Genomic DNA, 15168 nt, shown 5'->3' on the forward strand with positions numbered 1-15168 from the left:
CTCCTTCATGCTTATCTCGGAAGAATGCTCATGCCCGGTATGCTGCGGCTGAGTCCAAGTAGCTGGGATGAGTTCTGCTGTGTGGCTTTCGTAACAGCGTCTAACTCTGCACGCATCGCAGCTAGATCAGCTTCAACAGCATGTAGCTTGCGATAACGCTGGTAGCGAACCGCGGCTAATACGGCGCCAGTGAACAACGGCAATGCCGAATACAGCACGCCGAACGTAAACACCGCTATCAGCGATGCAACGAACACGATCCACGCGGATAGGATTTCTATATCGACTTTATCCATTGTACTCCTCCCACGCCTTGCTGATCTGCTGTCGGAATACGACCGAGATCAAACGCTTTGCGCTGTTGCGGAGCCTGATTATGTCGGGGTCTTTGGACTTTACGAGTTCTTCGAGGAAGAACTGATCTTCAAATTCTTGTCTGGTTAGCTTGGCTCTTGGTTCGAGCTTCTTGTCTGCCTTTGGTGGGGCCATTTTTATATCTCCAAAACTAAATATGTATTGTGCAGGCTTCCTTTTTCTTTGTGGTTGCTATGTGCAGACGAATCGAAAGGTCAGTTAGATCAATACATTTTGTGCTGGTATCGCACTCAGTTATTTATGCGGATTATTGGTGATTATTTATGAGTTACATTAAGGGTGGCGTTAGTGTTGGAAGCGACTTCAATTCGCTTAGGTCTGATATCAATGATCTGTGGGGAACCGGCAGCGGTGACTACGGCTATGGACAGACAACAAACACGCCGCCAAGTCCTCCATTGGCATCGTTGCCAGCGCAGACAGAAGCCGGGATGGTCGTTGTAGGAGCCGACTTCCAAGCGTTGATCGCTATAGTCGCTCGCATAGCAGAGCAGCAAGGCACCTCAGACACACTACCAAGTGCAGCGTTATACGACAGCGGCGACATAGCCCAGGCACTAGCCGACTTGCCGAGCATGATTGCTACCGTGGAGGCAAACCGTCTCAGCGTAGACGTTGCCGGCGCAACACTAACAACCTCAGACCTAGTCAGCGTTCGCACTGATCCTTGGAGCACTGCTGTTAAGCATGAGCTGACAGTCAGCTTTGCAAATGAGGATGAAGCCCGTTGGTTCTTCAACAGCGGTGGGCAAATCCGATTTGATGCAAGCCGTACCGGTGGGTCTGGCACATCGCAGAATACTGACTGGACCAACCTGCTAACGAATATCGGGACGGTCTACATGAACCACTCCACAACGCAGCAGACAGGTAGCGGAGGCTTCGCTAGCAGCATCGGCTACTACAGCCTCACCGACACATACGAGCAACTGTTTACTCAGTCAGGCAGTGGGGCATACGAGACAAACGACTACATCATAAATGCGCGGCGCGAGGATTACACCGGAGTGCGCGGAGGCAATGGAGCAACCATTAGGTTGCAAGTCATGTTCAACGACGATCACGCCAACATCCATTTTGACACTGTAGACGGCACACTAACTAGCCGCATCGGCATGAGAAGGGCGACAGCGTTTGTCAGCATAACCTCGCCAAGTATGACAACGGTAACCCCTATAACATGAACAACGTAGTACCACTAAAGCAGCCGAAAGAGAGCCGAATAGAAATGTCTGAAATCCAAGGGCTAGTGCAGCTCTGGATTACGCAGAACCAAGTGACACCGCACCTTACGCCGAACGTGAAGAAGAACCCGGCATCCAATCCACTGTTCGTTGATAGAGATGTGCAGTTCTTGCGACGCGACAAACGCGGCAAGACCATCATCGTAACAGACTCTGGTATAGCGCGGCTCATAGCCGCAGACCTGTACCTGAATGGCTACAAGTTCACCCCCGACAATATCAAGAATGCACTCTACAAGTTTGTGCATGAGTGGGTCGTAGAGAACGACGATTTCGAGTCCTACGAAATACCGCGCGTAGTGCAAGTGAAGAAGCGCGGCCGTCCTCGCAAGGATGGCACATCACGCACAGTCTATGTCCGATTTGAACAACCCAAGGAGGATTAAATATGAGTACGAATAGAGGTAACACCAGTGGAATTTACAAACACACCAGAAGAAATAGATGAAAACATAATTGAGATTGAGACCAATAATCCTTGGATCAAAGAGGGCGACGAACTAGGAGCCGAGATTGTCGATTACATGCGGTCGTGGACCAAGTACCTGCAGAACTGCGGCCTGTATCAGAAGTGGGTCAAGCATAGCAATTACTATTACAACAATTACAACAACGCTTGGAACAACAACACGACGAGCATACAGACGATAGGCGAGGGCAACCGATTTTACTTCATGGTTGCAAACCATTTGAGAGCTATCGGCAAGAACCATATTTCTCTTGCCACGGTAAACCCGCCGGTCTTCGACATTAAAGCGATCAACTCAGACGCCGACACGCAGAAAGCCAGCCTCATTGGCAACAGCGTGATTGACTACTACATGCACGAAAAGAAACTACGCCAGTATATGAACAAGGCAGTAGAGCAAGCATGGGTATTCGATGCCGGCTTTGCTGTTACCGAATGGGATGCTAACGAGGGCCGCGAATACGCGACAGACGGCGACAGCCTACGACAAGAGGAAAAGGAAAGCGGCGATATAGTCTGCTTCAACCCGACCCATTTTGACGTTGCATATGCTCCAACCCGAGACTCATGGCAGGACCAGGACGCAGTAGTCGTGCGCCAGTTCGTGCCCAAGCAAAGGCTATTATCGCGCTATCCGCATCTGGCAGACGAAATCAACGGAGCCAAAGGGCGCATGTTCAACGACGACGCCTTTAGGAATCGCGCATACAACGACTTAGAACTACAGAGCCTCAGTGATGAAGTGGAAATCATCAAGCTATTCCACCGCAAGACAGAATGGATGCCGCAAGGCAGGTTTGCTATTGCGTTGAACACAGGGACATTGCTGTATGACAGTCCAACGGGATTGCCGTACAGAACGATCCCAGTATTCCGCATGGTGTTTGAGGAACAGATAAACAATCTACATGGCTGGTCGCCGATCAATGCAGTAGTGCCACAGCAAGAGGCACTTAACATGGTCAACAGCACCATTGTAACGAACCAAGCCAACTACGGCGTACAGTATGTGGTTGCGCCGAACGGATCTAACATCAATCCAAATTCTATTGCCGGGTTAGTGTTCCTCGAATACACAGGGCAGGTTCCGCCGCAAGGAATGAACCTCACGCAAACACCCGGAGAGATATACAACTACCGTCAAGAGCTGATGGTAGACATGAACCGGATAACGGGAACGTCTGACGTATCGCGCGGTGAAGTACCCGGCTCCCTGCAATCAGGATCAGCTCTCGCATTCGTCGCATCGCAGACAGCGCAGAACCAAGGTCCATTCCTACAGAACTTCGCGCAGTTTGCCGGCGACATAGCAACGGCAATGTTGAAGATGCTGCGCCAGTATATGCCGGAGGATCGCACTATAGCGATATTCGGAAAGCACCAGAGCATTCCGAAGTCATTCCGCAAGGACGACCTCGTAAACATTGATCGCGTTATCTGTGAACTCGGAAATATCATGACGCACAGCTTTGCTGGTCGCGCACAGATTGCCGGCGAGCTGCTTAACAGCGGTAAGGTAGATGCAGAGGGATACTTGCAGGTCATCACCACAGGTAACTTGCAGCCGATGATTGAAGGGCCGCTAGAAGAGATAAATCATATACGCAGGGAGTGCGAATGGTTGCAGGATGGAAAGCAACCGTCGGTCTTGCAGCTAGACAATCACGCCTTGCACATACAAGAGAAGCGCAAGCTGCTAATGCGACCGGAGTTTAGAATGCCGGCTGACAACGCCGCACTCCAGATACAGAAAAACATCATGCAGAACATCATCCAGCATCAACAGATGATGTCGGAGTTACAGAAGGGCCAGCCACAAATTCCGCAGCCAGGCGGTATGCCGGCCCCAACACAACAAGAATCTGCGCAAGCATCACGGGCAAACCCTGCACCGGATCAACAGCGCATAGAACAGGCAGGCTCATCAATGCCGCAAATGCCACAAATGCCAATCAACCCACAAACAGGAGCGAGGGCACAACCATAAAAAGGAGACAATATGGAAAACAACACAGGAGCAGCGAACCAAGCAGCTACTACCGCCAACCAGAGCGAAGCAACACCTAGCAAGGGCGAACAACTACCAAGCTGGATGAACGAATACCTCGGAGACGAGGCAAAGGCGAACTCAGACACAACTGAGGATCAGTCAAACGGAAACCTGGATAGGCTGGCAAGACAACTAAGCGAGGGTGAAGTGGAGGAAGAATCCGAACCGGCACAAGAAGAAGAATTCACCGTCAAGGTGAACAAGAAGGAATTGAAGCTAAAGCGCGATCAAGTCATATCGCTAGCGCAACAAGCTATAGCAGCAAACGACATTATGGGCCGCGCAAAGCAAGAGCGCGAGCAAGTGCAATCCGATGCCAACAAGGTGAAGCAAATCGCTGCACAGTTTGGGCAGTTCGTGAATGCATTTAAGTCTGGTGATCCTGACACACTAGAACGATTTGCAGAGCGCATAGGCGTTGATCTGCAAACTATCGTTATAAGCATGGCGAGCAGATACTTTGAGCGTGAGCAAATGAGCCCAGAAGCCCGCAAGGCAATGGAGCTAGAGCGCAAGCTAAAGTACATGGAAGAACAGCAGCAGGCGCAAGAGCGTGATGCACAAGAGCGCAAGCGTCGTTACGAGGCGAACCGCGCCAAGCAACACATTGACGGCGAGCTGCCAGAGGCAATCAAAAAAGCCGGGCTACCCGACAACACAGCAACGCGAAGACGTATTGTTGAATTGTGGTTAGGTGCTGTGCAAGCGGGGCAAGACCCGACAGCGCATGACGTAGCTAGCTGGGTTAAGCAGGAGCGTGCGCGCGATGGCATAACCGACATAGGTACGATTGAGCAAATCATCAAAGAGCTAGCAAAGAAGAAGCAGCCCCAGGTTCGTTTTAAGTCAGCACCAAAAGCTACCAACGCATCGAAGCGATATATGACCGAAAGCGAATATGAGAAGCAGAGAAAAGGCGGAAAAATATAAATACGGTTGAATAGTCCCGCGTACCAAGTGGGCATCACGTTTAATGCAGCAACGCATGTCAGCATACCAGCGACAAGGCAGCGGTGCAGGTAACATCCTAAGCAGCAGTTGAGTTACACCAAATCCAACAGCGGAGGCGAAGGCTAATGAACCAAAAATAATTAGAAAAGGAGATATTAGCCACACATGGCAACATACAATACAGTATCCCAAGTAGGCGGGATTTTAAAGAATGTCTATAACAAGAAAGTCGTTGACGTAGTACCAGATAATTTAGCTGTGTTCTTCGATATGTTTCAGTTCTCTGGTGGAGCTGAAAAGATAGGTAGCAAGTTCGTTACCGAAGTAAACTTTGGATCAGAAAACGGTATTACGGTTGCCGCAGGCGACGCAGGAATCGTTGACTTAAAAGCACCAGAAGCACCGGCAATTAAGCAAGCGGAAGTCACTGGTAGCCAGATCATCAACAGTGCTTGGGTCGCATGGGACACAGTTACACGCGCGATCAAGGCAGATAGCCCGCAAGCATTCGAGTCATTGTTTGATAGAACAATGAAGAACTTGAGAAACGGCCATCGCCGCGCCCAAGTCTTAAACATACTTTACGGTGGAGACAACATTGGTGTTGTTTCTGCCGGCGCGAACAGCGCAACACAAACCATTTCCCTTGCAACATATGCGCCTGGTATTTGGTTCGCGTCAGAAGGCATGTTCGTTGATATCTATGACCCGACATTAAACACAAAGCGCAATGGCGCAGACGTAAAGGTTATTGGATACAATACAGTAACTCGTACAGTCACATTGTCAGCAACAGTAAACACCACCACAGATGATATTATCGTTCCTCGCGGAACAGTATCTGGTGCTGCTTATGTTGAAGGTATTGGATTGTCCGCTGCACTCGGAAAGACTTCCGGCGACTTATACGGATTGAGCGTTACCACTTACCCAAGCTGGAAACCTGCACAATTCCCTGTCGGTGGTGCTTTATCACAAGAGAAACTTGATGAAGCAGTTACCCTTGGATTCAACAAGGGCTTCACTGGCAAGTATGTATTGTTGACCTCTGGTGCAACATTCAACAACTTGCACACTGAACAACTGTCTCGCGTTATGACCCGCGACTATGGCAACAGCAATACCCCAGCAGGGTTGCGCGGTATCGGCTATAGAATTCAAGGAGACATACTTGTGGACGTTGTTTCTCATCCTTGGATCAAGAACGGAGAATCCTACTTGGTTCCAGACGATGACTCTTGGAGACGTATCGGAACTGTTGATTTAACCTTAGGTGATCCAACAGGTGAAGAGTCCATCATCCAGAAGCTACAAGGTAAGACCGGTTATGAAATCACTTCATACTCATTGAACTCCATGTTCTCTGAAACCGCTTACCAAGGCGTCAAGTTGACTGGCATCGTGAACAACTAAGTTTAGTCAAAATCAATAAGTGTCACAGAGGGAGGTAGGTAACTGCCTCCCTTTGCTTTTGCATAAATAGCATTGATATCGATACTAACGGAGTTACCCATATGGACATTTCATCATTATTAGACGGCCTCAAAGATAAGCTAAAAGAGCTAAACCTCGATGAGCTAGCCGGCGCACAAAAGACAGGCAACGTTGAGATAGAGCTTAAAGCGGGTAGCAACCCGGACAGCTTAAGCAACATGCTGCAACGTGACCCAGACCCAGAGACAGCACTAGCCCGACAATCCAGAGAGCTAGGCAAGAACGTCAATCGTGGTCTTGAGGATGCAGGCACCGGGATCAGCGACAAAGCAGACGATGCTAGCGACTGGTTCAAGTCGTTCTCACGCAACCCAATCGACAACGCAGCACAAGACGCAGGGACTACGCTTAAGCGTGGTGCGCGCGATGCTATGACAACTGGCGGCAGGTTTGCGGAAGACCTGGGCGATAAAGCCGGGGACGTATACCAAGACTCGCCACTCTTACAGGGTGGAGCAGAGAAGATTAAGCAGCTCTTACAGCAATCCGGCCTCTCAGCGGAAGAACTCTTAGGCGCACTAAAGAATAGACAATAAGACCCGGAATGGGCGCACTTAATAAGGTAATTAGTGGCAACACCAAAAACGTTTAACGGAGTAGTTTACCAGATACCAACCACCGGCGAGACCGGATGGGGTGATGAAGTAGCAGACTTCCTAGTGTCAGTCGCGGACAACGCGGCGACACTAAACTCAGCGCAAACATTACAGAACAAGACACTCGCTCTCCCGATCATAAGAGGGCTTGGGAATAACGATGCCTTGACCCTCGTTAAGGGAACAACTGGGCAGCGCCCATTGACACCGGCAGCCGGCGATATTCGTTGGAATACGACAACAGGCAGCATGGAAATAAACGACGGTAGCCAATGGCTTCAAATGACCGGGCCGTCTGGATTCGTCCAATCAATATCTGGAACAGCAAATGAGGTCACAGTAAGCGGAACAACTACAGCGACAGTTAGCTTGCCTAGTGCGCTGACATTTACAGGCAAGACAGTTACCGGGGGTACTTTCGACACACCGACAATCAATACCCCAGCGATCAGCGGAGCAACATTAAGCGGGTCTACGCTTGCAAATTCTTTGACGGCATATGGGGTGCCGACAGATGTAGCCTTTACACTATCCAGCAAAGGCAATGCCGCAATAGCACTGGCAGCTAACTCAGCTACCCAGGTATCCGTCTTAGGCCCAAGCCTTGCAGTCAACTATTTGAGCATTGGCGGCAGTGTAACAGGGCAACCAATCATCATAACAGCGCAGGGTATTGACGCTGTAATAGGCATAACATTCGCGCCAGTCGATAACGGCGACGTAATCATCGACTCAACGGGAGCATTAGTTCTCCCACGCGGTACGACTGCTGAGAGGCCCGGGACATCGGCTGATGGCTATATCCGCTACAACGATGAACTCGAAACAGTCGAAGCGCATATCAGCGGCGGATGGAAAAGCTGGGCAGTAGTAGACGAGCTACTAAACAACCAGTCTGTAATCCTTAAGGCGATGGGCTTCTAAAGAGAAAGAACCGACGCCTATTGATAAATAGCTGTATTGCATAATCAGGAATTTAACAGGCGTTAGCGTGACAGTACAAAAGACATTCAACGGATCAACTTACAATCTACCGACTACTGGCGAAACGGGATGGGGAGACCAGACAACCGACTTCCTTAGTGATCTTGCAGACAATGCAGTCGCAAAAACAGCCACCCAGACATTGACCAACAAGACGTTGATAGCCCCGACAATTGAGGGCGGGGTGTTCACCGACTTTACATTCGAAGAAGTAACATTCATTGATCCAGTGATAATTGACGGGACCATTACAGGGACCGAAATAACCGACGTCGAAATCACAGAATCGACAATAAGCACCACGGCGATCAGCGCCTCTACGGTAACTGGCACCACGATCAGCAGCTCAACGATAACCGGAACTGCAATAAGCAGCTCAACAATCGCAGGAGCAACAATCAGCGGTACAACTACGCTGCCGGGTGGCGCGTCGATTAGCTCTGACGGATTTATAACTGTGTCAACGGCGGCTGCAATATCAGCGGCAGGAGCCGACCAGAACAACGCAACTGCGCTAACCAAGCAATTCAACGTTATATCAACCGTCGCATTTGGTAATGACGGAGTGCGACTGCCATCAGCAGCCGGCGGCAAAGAAATATCTGTAGTCAACGCCAGTAGCGAAACGTTGAAAATATATCCAGCAACCGGCGCTGCCATCAACGGCGGATCAACAAACCAATCAATAAACCTAGGAGTCGGGGCCTGTCTGAAATTGACCGCCGTTAGCGCGATCCAATGGTATGCGTTTTACGGAGTATACGGTTAATGGCTATCATTACATCATCGAAGCTGCTTACAAAAATCAAAGCCAAAGCATTCTTAGCTTCCAACAATGCCGGCTTTTCAAATCAAGACATTCTCGACTTAGCAACAGACGAATTGCTAGACACCATCGTTCCAGAAATCATGGAAGTGCATGAGGGGTTCTTGCTCTACTCGGAAGAGGTAGCAGTAGCTGCCAACACGGGACAGGTAAGAATACCAGACAGAGCAATCGGCGGGTCTATACGACACATCTATTGGGTAGACGCCAACAACACCCGCAAGGTAATTGACCGATTGGACCAAGAAGACAAAGAGAGCTTCAGCGGATCGTCGGGACAAGTCCGGAACTTTATAATTGAAGGCAACTATATCAGCCTTTTGCCAGCGCCAAGCAGTGCGGGCACATTGGTTATTTCGTTTCCGTTCCGCCCAAGCCAGATCGTTGAAGAATCCAAATGCAAGCAGATACAGGCTATCGACTACGACACTCGTACTGTGTCGGTTGCGAGCATTCCATCATCGTGGGTACTGCCAACAGAATTCGATTGCGTGAACTATGAGTCAGGCAACGAGATACTTTACTACAATCATGCCGGCACTATAGCGGGCAACAATATTCAATTTGATCAGCCAATAGGCAGCATGAAAGTAGGGGACTGGATATGCCTACCAAGAGAGGCGCCAGTAGCAATGGTCGTCGAAGAACTGCACAGCTATTTGGTGCAGCTAACGGCGGCAGAAATAATTAAACAGCGCGGACAGACCGAGCAATACAAGTCTAGCAAAGAGAAGTTAGAGAATATCCGCAAGCGTATACCGCTGCTCATCAACAATCGAGTGCAGTCCAAGCCATTCCAAACAGGTCGCCCAAATCCATTCTTCAATGTGGGCAGGGGCGGCTTCTCTAGATGACGACACAGATTACCAGTAAGAAGCAGGCGAAAGGACTCAACACCTACGAGAACTCAGTTACAGCAGAGCGCGGAGATACCCGCCTTGCCGTGAATACCGTCATAGTCCGCAAGGGGCTTATGTCGAACCGCCCAGGGTTTGAATACTATGTGCCCGACACAGACGGCACTATCAACAACATGCTTGAGTACAGCGATTACCTTATCGACCATCTGGACGACAACACGCTCGGCAGACGGACGCAATCAAGCAGTACCCGAGTAAACTATACCGGCACCTACGTTGCTCCGACGAATTACAAAATCCACGGAACGACTACGCAGCGGAATTTCTATTTCTGCACGACGGCAGGAATATTCCGATTGGACAGCCCAACATCGGAACCCATCAAGGCAGGAACACCAGAGGCGCTAGACCTACAAGCCCAGCTAGATGGAATAGGCGGCGGATTTTTGTCAGGGTCTACCAAAGTCGCCTACAAAATGGTGTGGGTAAGGACCGACTCCAATGGGCTGGTGACTAGGGGTAAGCCAACAGTCGGAGTGGATCTGACTAATGCCTCGCGGTTATCAGTAACAAGCATTACTCGCGCAAGCACCACAGCCACGGTAACGACTGCATCAAGTCACGGCTATTCCAATGGCGACACTGTCCTAGTGAGTGGCGCCGATCAGAGCCAATACAATGGACAAGTAGCTATTGCCAATGTCGGGGCTAACACCTTCGACTATACGGTTAGCGGGTCACCGACTACGCCGGCAACAGGCACTATCACAGTTGAAAAGCAGCTAGACGCCGTTGTCACATTTACTGCGCCATTCGATGTTAAGAGCGGCGACAAGTACGAGGTCTACAGGACCATCCAGACAAGCGACGCCAGCATAATACCAGGCGACGAATATTACCTAGTGGAGCAGGACACCTTTACCGGCACCCCCGGCACAGTAGTTAGTTTCACCGATAGCATAGGCGATGAATTCTTAAACACACCGCTATACACGAATCCAGACAGCGGAGAGGGCGCAACATCTGCCAATTATAGGCCGCCATTCGCCACAGACATTGAGCAGTTTAATGGCATCACATTTTACGCCAACACAGCTATAGACGATCAGTCCACTATCAACCTTATCTCGGTCCTAAGCCTTGTTGACAATACATCGGCAATCAGAGTTACCAGAATAAACGGCGGCACTTCTCAGAACTATGTTTTCGACACAGCAGAGAACGTCGCCACAAGACGATTTAAGCGATACACGGCTGGCGATGTATCCGCCAACATAGAAAGCACAATGCGGTCATTCTGCCGCGTCGTGAACCAAGACGCAGACGGGTTAGTCTATGCAGAGTACCTAAGCGGCCCAAGCGACGATCCCGGTAAGGTTCGGCTATGGGTAAGAGACAAGGCAACAGGTTCGTTTGCAGTCTCAGCAAACAATAGCACCACAGGAAATAACTTCCTTCCATCGCTGCCGACCACTGGCACAGACTACTTGTCGCAGAACGACCGCAGGCAGAACCGAGTTTACTACAGCAAGCCAGACGCACCGGACTCTGTTCCGTTGCTCAACTATGTTGACGTAGGCAGCGAAACAAAACCAATCGAGAGAATTGTAGCTCTCAGGTCTACGCTGTTCATTCTCAAGCAGGATGGTGTCTACATGATACAGGGAGCAGGGCCGACATACGGCAATGCTATTACCCTGGACAACACAGCAATCATTGCTGCGCCAGAGAGTACGGCGGTCCTATCCAACTATATCTATATGTTCTCAAACCAAGGCTTCATTCGCTTAAACGAGAATGGCGCGGTCATTATCTCGATTGATATTGAACCCGATGTAATGAGCAAATTGCCACAGGGAAATGTAAGGAGCGTGTCTCACGCATACGGCGATGAATTCAGGAGACAATATGTCTGCTGGCTCCCTGACGATGGCAATGCCACATACGGGACCATTGCATACGTCTATCACATCATCCCAGAAGAATGGACCACATGGGATAAGCCAGCGGGCGCAAGCATCGTGTCTGGTGAAACCCGAAACGTCTTCATTACCAGCGGCAGAGAAGAAGCCTTATTAAAGCTGCGAACAGGCGCAGCAGTATCCGACTATTCCGATGAGCAATTCGACCTGACATTAACTCAGCAAACAGGCCGTGTCGTTAGGCTGGACTGGACAGCTAACCCGCTATTCCAGATTGACGAAGGATATTCGCTTCATCAAAGCGGTCGCTTCGCCAAGATAGTAGACTACCAGTTCGTCACCGGCAGCACATACGATGTAACGGTAGACCGAGACATAACATTCACGGTCGGTACAGTAGAGGCAAGAACGCCGATCTACTCGCACTTCCAATTCCCAGCCGATCCATGCGGTGAAGCAGGCATAACAAAGCTGTTCCAATCCATCACCGTTTACTTGGATCAAGGTAAGGTCAGCAAGGCCACTATCCAATATGCAACCAATGAAATGGGACAGGTAGGAGAGTTCGAGGTTATGCCGAATACCTCATCCGTTGGATGGGGCCAGAGTGCATGGGGTATTGTCGAATGGGGCGATGCGGTCAGCCCGGTTTATAGCGTCCCTTACACAATCACTATTCCATCGTCCGATATGTCTGGCGAAAGCTTGATGATGGGCTGGAAGCACAGTGTATCAAACGAGGTGTACCGCATAGGCTATGTCAGCTTCACGTTCGAGACAGCAGTAGAATACAGGGTGGTCCAGTGAAGTTTCCAATCCTCAAGCGTATGAGCCAGGACGACTTTCGTACTGCACCGAAATGGTTTGATGCTGTGCTGTCGATCATCAATCCAATTATCGACTTTATGAATCAGTCAATGCCAAACGGGTTGAACATAGACGACAACCTAGAGGCAGAAGTCCAAGTCATCACAGCAAAGCACGCAACGACAAAAACAGTCAGGCTCAACAAGCTAAAGCGGCTTCCGCGGTTCATGCGTACAGGATACGCAGGCGGGCAAGTAGTCGTCGGCGCGCAGATTGTGAGATACGGGACAAACACCGTTGATGTGCGGTTGCTCTTTGAAGGGGCACCCACAGGGGAAATCAAAGTGACAGTGTGTTTTGAGCCCTAAACGGTAAATACACGAAACTAACAGAAGGGAATTAATGGCATTACCACTACAGAAAGACGATGAAGAAAATAATACATTAGCTACATCTGGATCAGCGCCGGGCGCTGCCGTAGCAAGCGGGTTTAGCTCCAATGCAGAGCAGCCAACCAACCCAGCTAGTACAGCTAACAACGCCCCGACAGGCGGCGACTACAACAAGATCATACAAGCCAATCAGGGTATCGACACTAGCGACTTCTTCAACCCGCTAGTGCAGGTAGGACAAGCAGGCAGAGGCGGGGTTAATTCCGCAGTCAACAATTTCAACACTGCTATTGGCGACAGAAACATATTCGATAGTGGCGAAACCGATTTGCTCACAGGGGCAATCAACGGAAGCCAGCCGATACAGCAAGCGAAAGACTTGCTCGCTCTCAACTACACAGGCCCCAGCCAGCTAGACAACAACCTATATGATTCCAGCATCAATAGGTATGTGACTGGCGCAAAAGACCTGAACACAAAGCAGGGCATCAACAATTACTTCTCCCAATACATGCCGACTCTTTCCCCAGGTGAAAGACGCTTCAACACGATTGTTTACCAGAACAACCCGAACGTAAAAGCCGACGCTCTCAATATCCTGAAAGACGCTTACACCCTACAGGACTTCCAAAAGACCTCGGAGCAGGGGGCAACAAACCTAGTCGCTGAGAGAACACAGGACGCAAACGACATAAGGACTGGCAGCACTGCATTTGTGAACAACTACGCGAACGATATAAACACGTTCCTTGACCAAGCAATAAACGAGTACAACACGCAGGACGCTGCGCTAAAGCAACAATACGAGCTAGTCCGTAGGGACCAAGCGCCAATCAACTCCATAGCGCAGAACCGATACAACTTCGACGCATATGGCAGCAGCTTTGCGCCGGCAGCATTTGACTCCGACCTTGCGAACTTCCATCAAAAGGTAAAGCCACTCGACTATCTCGAATGGTTAGCAGGCAGTCCCGCGACAAGAAACAACGTCGCAACGGATCAGCAGATAACGCAGTTTAACAATTCACAAGACATACTCGGCAATTCGCAGAGACTAATTAACGAGCAACTAGATCCAAGCGAAATCGGCTACCAAAACCTTGCATACCTTGATGCTTTAAACGGCATGAAGGCGCAGCTTGAGACAGCACACAATGCTGCACTAGCAGCGCAAGGCAATAGCAACCGTTGGACTGCGCCAGAAGATTTCCAATACAAAGACGTTTTCTATGATGGTGACGGCGGCCCCGGTGCAACAGGTGGAGGCCCAGACGCTGCCGCAGGAGTAAACGACAACGGTGCAGTAGGCATAGGTATTGGTCCGGCATCTGGCACAGCCGGCACAGGCGGAATTGGTGGAGTAGCCGGAGCAGCAGCCGCAGTAGCAGGATTAGGGTTAAGTCCAGTCTCCGCAATCGCAATGGCTATTGCTAATGCGATCACAGGCAGAACGCCGACTGCACAAAAAGTAATGAACATGGTCAACAATGCTGTTAACGGCAGCTCTGCATCTGATGCAGATCAGGGAGAGGACGACTCGAACGCCGTTGCAGGTAATCAAGCTGTGTCCGGTAATACAGGTATCGCAGTAGGACCAGACGCAGACGCACAGCAGAACAACGAACAGGGCGGTCCAAGTGGCCCGGGCGTCGGCGGAAATTCCGGAGATGAAGGCAACGATGATTCCAATTCAGAGGCTTCCTCTGGTGCGGTGTCCGGCAACACCGGCATTGGTGTTGGGACAGACGCCGATGCTGCTGCAAATAATGCGCAGGGCGGCCCGAGCGGGCCAGGTGTCGGTGGTGATGGTGGCGGTGGCGGTGATGGTGGTGGTAGTGGCACGGTCATATGCACCGAACTATACCGACAAGGCTTAATGTCGGAAGAAATCTACAGAGCAGACGCCGAGTATGGCGAACTAGCAAAGATCAACGACCCAGATTTAGTGAATGGGTATCACGCATGGGGCATCCCATACGTTCGCTTAATGAAGCGTAGTGCAGCAGCAACCAAGCTCGCGCACCTCATAGCAACACCTTGGGCCAAACAGATGGCTTACGAAATGGGTGTTACGGACAAACCAAACTACATCGGAAAGGCGCTTATGGCTGTCGCATATCCAATATGCCGACTAGTCGCGCGCACAAGCAGACTTATGAAGGGAGCCGGTAAATACAACGCGGCATAATTAGGAAGTG

The 15168-nt window shown here is 50.3% G+C and carries 14 protein-coding genes; 11 read left to right on the plus strand and 3 right to left on the minus strand.

Translation table 11 applies throughout. The features are described from left to right. Positions 1–11: 11 nt before the first annotated feature. On the minus strand, positions 12–296 hold the full coding sequence (locus CTR53_RS10440) for a hypothetical protein (RefSeq protein WP_290812525.1): 285 nt from the start codon (positions 294–296) through the stop codon (positions 12–14). Next, entirely contained in the window at positions 289–489 is a 201-nt protein-coding gene (locus CTR53_RS10445) for a hypothetical protein (protein WP_290812528.1), read from the minus strand. Before CTR53_RS10445 ends, CTR53_RS10440 begins: the two co-directional genes overlap by 8 nt. Positions 490–638: 149 nt before the next feature. Here CTR53_RS10445 and CTR53_RS10450 point away from each other — a divergent pair, with 149 nt between their 5' ends. The 7 genes from CTR53_RS10450 (at position 639) to CTR53_RS10480 (ending at position 8103) form a co-directional block, all read left to right on the plus strand. Beyond that, positions 639–1559: a hypothetical protein gene (locus CTR53_RS10450; RefSeq protein ID WP_290812531.1), complete on the plus strand. Its 921-nt coding sequence runs from the start codon at positions 639–641 to the stop codon at positions 1557–1559. Beyond that, complete coding sequence (locus CTR53_RS10455; RefSeq protein ID WP_290812534.1) at positions 1556–2005, plus strand: hypothetical protein; 450 nt, start codon at positions 1556–1558, stop codon at positions 2003–2005. The genes CTR53_RS10450 and CTR53_RS10455 overlap by 4 nt, the downstream gene beginning before the upstream one ends. 27 nt (positions 2006–2032) lie before the next feature. Next, positions 2033–4075: a hypothetical protein gene (locus CTR53_RS10460; protein WP_290812537.1), complete on the plus strand. Its 2043-nt coding sequence runs from the start codon at positions 2033–2035 to the stop codon at positions 4073–4075. A gap of 12 nt (positions 4076–4087) precedes the next feature. Then, a complete protein-coding gene (locus CTR53_RS10465) occupies positions 4088–5068 on the plus strand; it encodes a hypothetical protein (protein WP_290812540.1) in 981 nt (326 codons plus the stop codon). 186 nt (positions 5069–5254) lie between these two features. Then, positions 5255–6502 carry a hypothetical protein gene (locus tag CTR53_RS10470; protein ID WP_290812543.1) on the plus strand — a complete coding sequence of 416 codons (1248 nt, stop codon included), beginning with the start codon at positions 5255–5257 and terminating at the stop codon, positions 6500–6502. 101 nt (positions 6503–6603) lie between these two features. Beyond that, positions 6604–7119: a hypothetical protein gene (locus CTR53_RS10475; protein ID WP_290812545.1), complete on the plus strand. Its 516-nt coding sequence runs from the start codon at positions 6604–6606 to the stop codon at positions 7117–7119. Positions 7120–7152: 33 nt separating this feature from the next. After that, positions 7153–8103: a hypothetical protein gene (locus CTR53_RS10480; protein WP_290812547.1), complete on the plus strand. Its 951-nt coding sequence runs from the start codon at positions 7153–7155 to the stop codon at positions 8101–8103. Between the two features lie 99 nt (positions 8104–8202). On the opposite strand, the gene CTR53_RS10485 is transcribed toward CTR53_RS10480, so the two are convergent. Beyond that, positions 8203–8823: a hypothetical protein gene (locus tag CTR53_RS10485; RefSeq protein ID WP_290812549.1), complete on the minus strand. Its 621-nt coding sequence runs from the start codon at positions 8821–8823 to the stop codon at positions 8203–8205. Positions 8824–8931: 108 nt separating this feature from the next. Between CTR53_RS10485 and CTR53_RS10490 the strand changes: the two genes are divergently transcribed. Genes CTR53_RS10490 through CTR53_RS10505 form a run of 4 tightly spaced genes read left to right on the plus strand, consistent with a single transcriptional unit; the run spans position 8932 to position 15158 of the window. After that, positions 8932–9843, plus strand: coding sequence for a hypothetical protein (locus CTR53_RS10490; protein ID WP_290812551.1), 912 nt, complete (start codon positions 8932–8934; stop codon positions 9841–9843). After that, positions 9840–12578, plus strand: coding sequence for a hypothetical protein (locus CTR53_RS10495; protein ID WP_290812553.1), 2739 nt, complete (start codon positions 9840–9842; stop codon positions 12576–12578). Before CTR53_RS10490 ends, CTR53_RS10495 begins: the two co-directional genes overlap by 4 nt. Then, a complete protein-coding gene (locus CTR53_RS10500) occupies positions 12575–12946 on the plus strand; it encodes a hypothetical protein (RefSeq protein ID WP_290812555.1) in 372 nt (123 codons plus the stop codon). Before CTR53_RS10495 ends, CTR53_RS10500 begins: the two co-directional genes overlap by 4 nt. Positions 12947–12980: 34 nt before the next feature. After that, positions 12981–15158: a hypothetical protein gene (locus tag CTR53_RS10505; protein WP_290812557.1), complete on the plus strand. Its 2178-nt coding sequence runs from the start codon at positions 12981–12983 to the stop codon at positions 15156–15158. Positions 15159–15168: the final 10 nt, after the last annotated feature.

The sequence above is a fragment of the Ferrovibrio sp. genome (assembly GCF_002796975.1).
Lineage (GTDB): Bacteria > Pseudomonadota > Alphaproteobacteria > Ferrovibrionales > Ferrovibrionaceae > Ferrovibrio.

What these genes read in the sequence shown, in the direction of transcription:
- CTR53_RS10440 (WP_290812525.1), bottom strand. Translation starts at nt 296, where the DNA reads ATGGATAAAGTCGATATAGAAATCCTATCCGCGTGGATCGTGTTCGTT.
- CTR53_RS10445 (WP_290812528.1), bottom strand. Translation starts at nt 489, where the DNA reads ATGGCCCCACCAAAGGCAGACAAGAAGCTCGAACCAAGAGCCAAGCTA.
- CTR53_RS10450 (WP_290812531.1), top strand. Translation starts at nt 639, where the DNA reads ATGAGTTACATTAAGGGTGGCGTTAGTGTTGGAAGCGACTTCAATTCG.
- CTR53_RS10455 (WP_290812534.1), top strand. Translation starts at nt 1,556, where the DNA reads ATGAACAACGTAGTACCACTAAAGCAGCCGAAAGAGAGCCGAATAGAA.
- CTR53_RS10465 (WP_290812540.1), top strand. Translation starts at nt 4,088, where the DNA reads ATGGAAAACAACACAGGAGCAGCGAACCAAGCAGCTACTACCGCCAAC.
- CTR53_RS10470 (WP_290812543.1), top strand. Translation starts at nt 5,255, where the DNA reads ATGGCAACATACAATACAGTATCCCAAGTAGGCGGGATTTTAAAGAAT.
- CTR53_RS10475 (WP_290812545.1), top strand. Translation starts at nt 6,604, where the DNA reads ATGGACATTTCATCATTATTAGACGGCCTCAAAGATAAGCTAAAAGAG.
- CTR53_RS10485 (WP_290812549.1), bottom strand. Translation starts at nt 8,823, where the DNA reads ATGGCAGCGCCGGTTGCTGGATATATTTTCAACGTTTCGCTACTGGCG.
- CTR53_RS10490 (WP_290812551.1), top strand. Translation starts at nt 8,932, where the DNA reads ATGGCTATCATTACATCATCGAAGCTGCTTACAAAAATCAAAGCCAAA.
- CTR53_RS10495 (WP_290812553.1), top strand. Translation starts at nt 9,840, where the DNA reads ATGACGACACAGATTACCAGTAAGAAGCAGGCGAAAGGACTCAACACC.
- CTR53_RS10505 (WP_290812557.1), top strand. Translation starts at nt 12,981, where the DNA reads ATGGCATTACCACTACAGAAAGACGATGAAGAAAATAATACATTAGCT.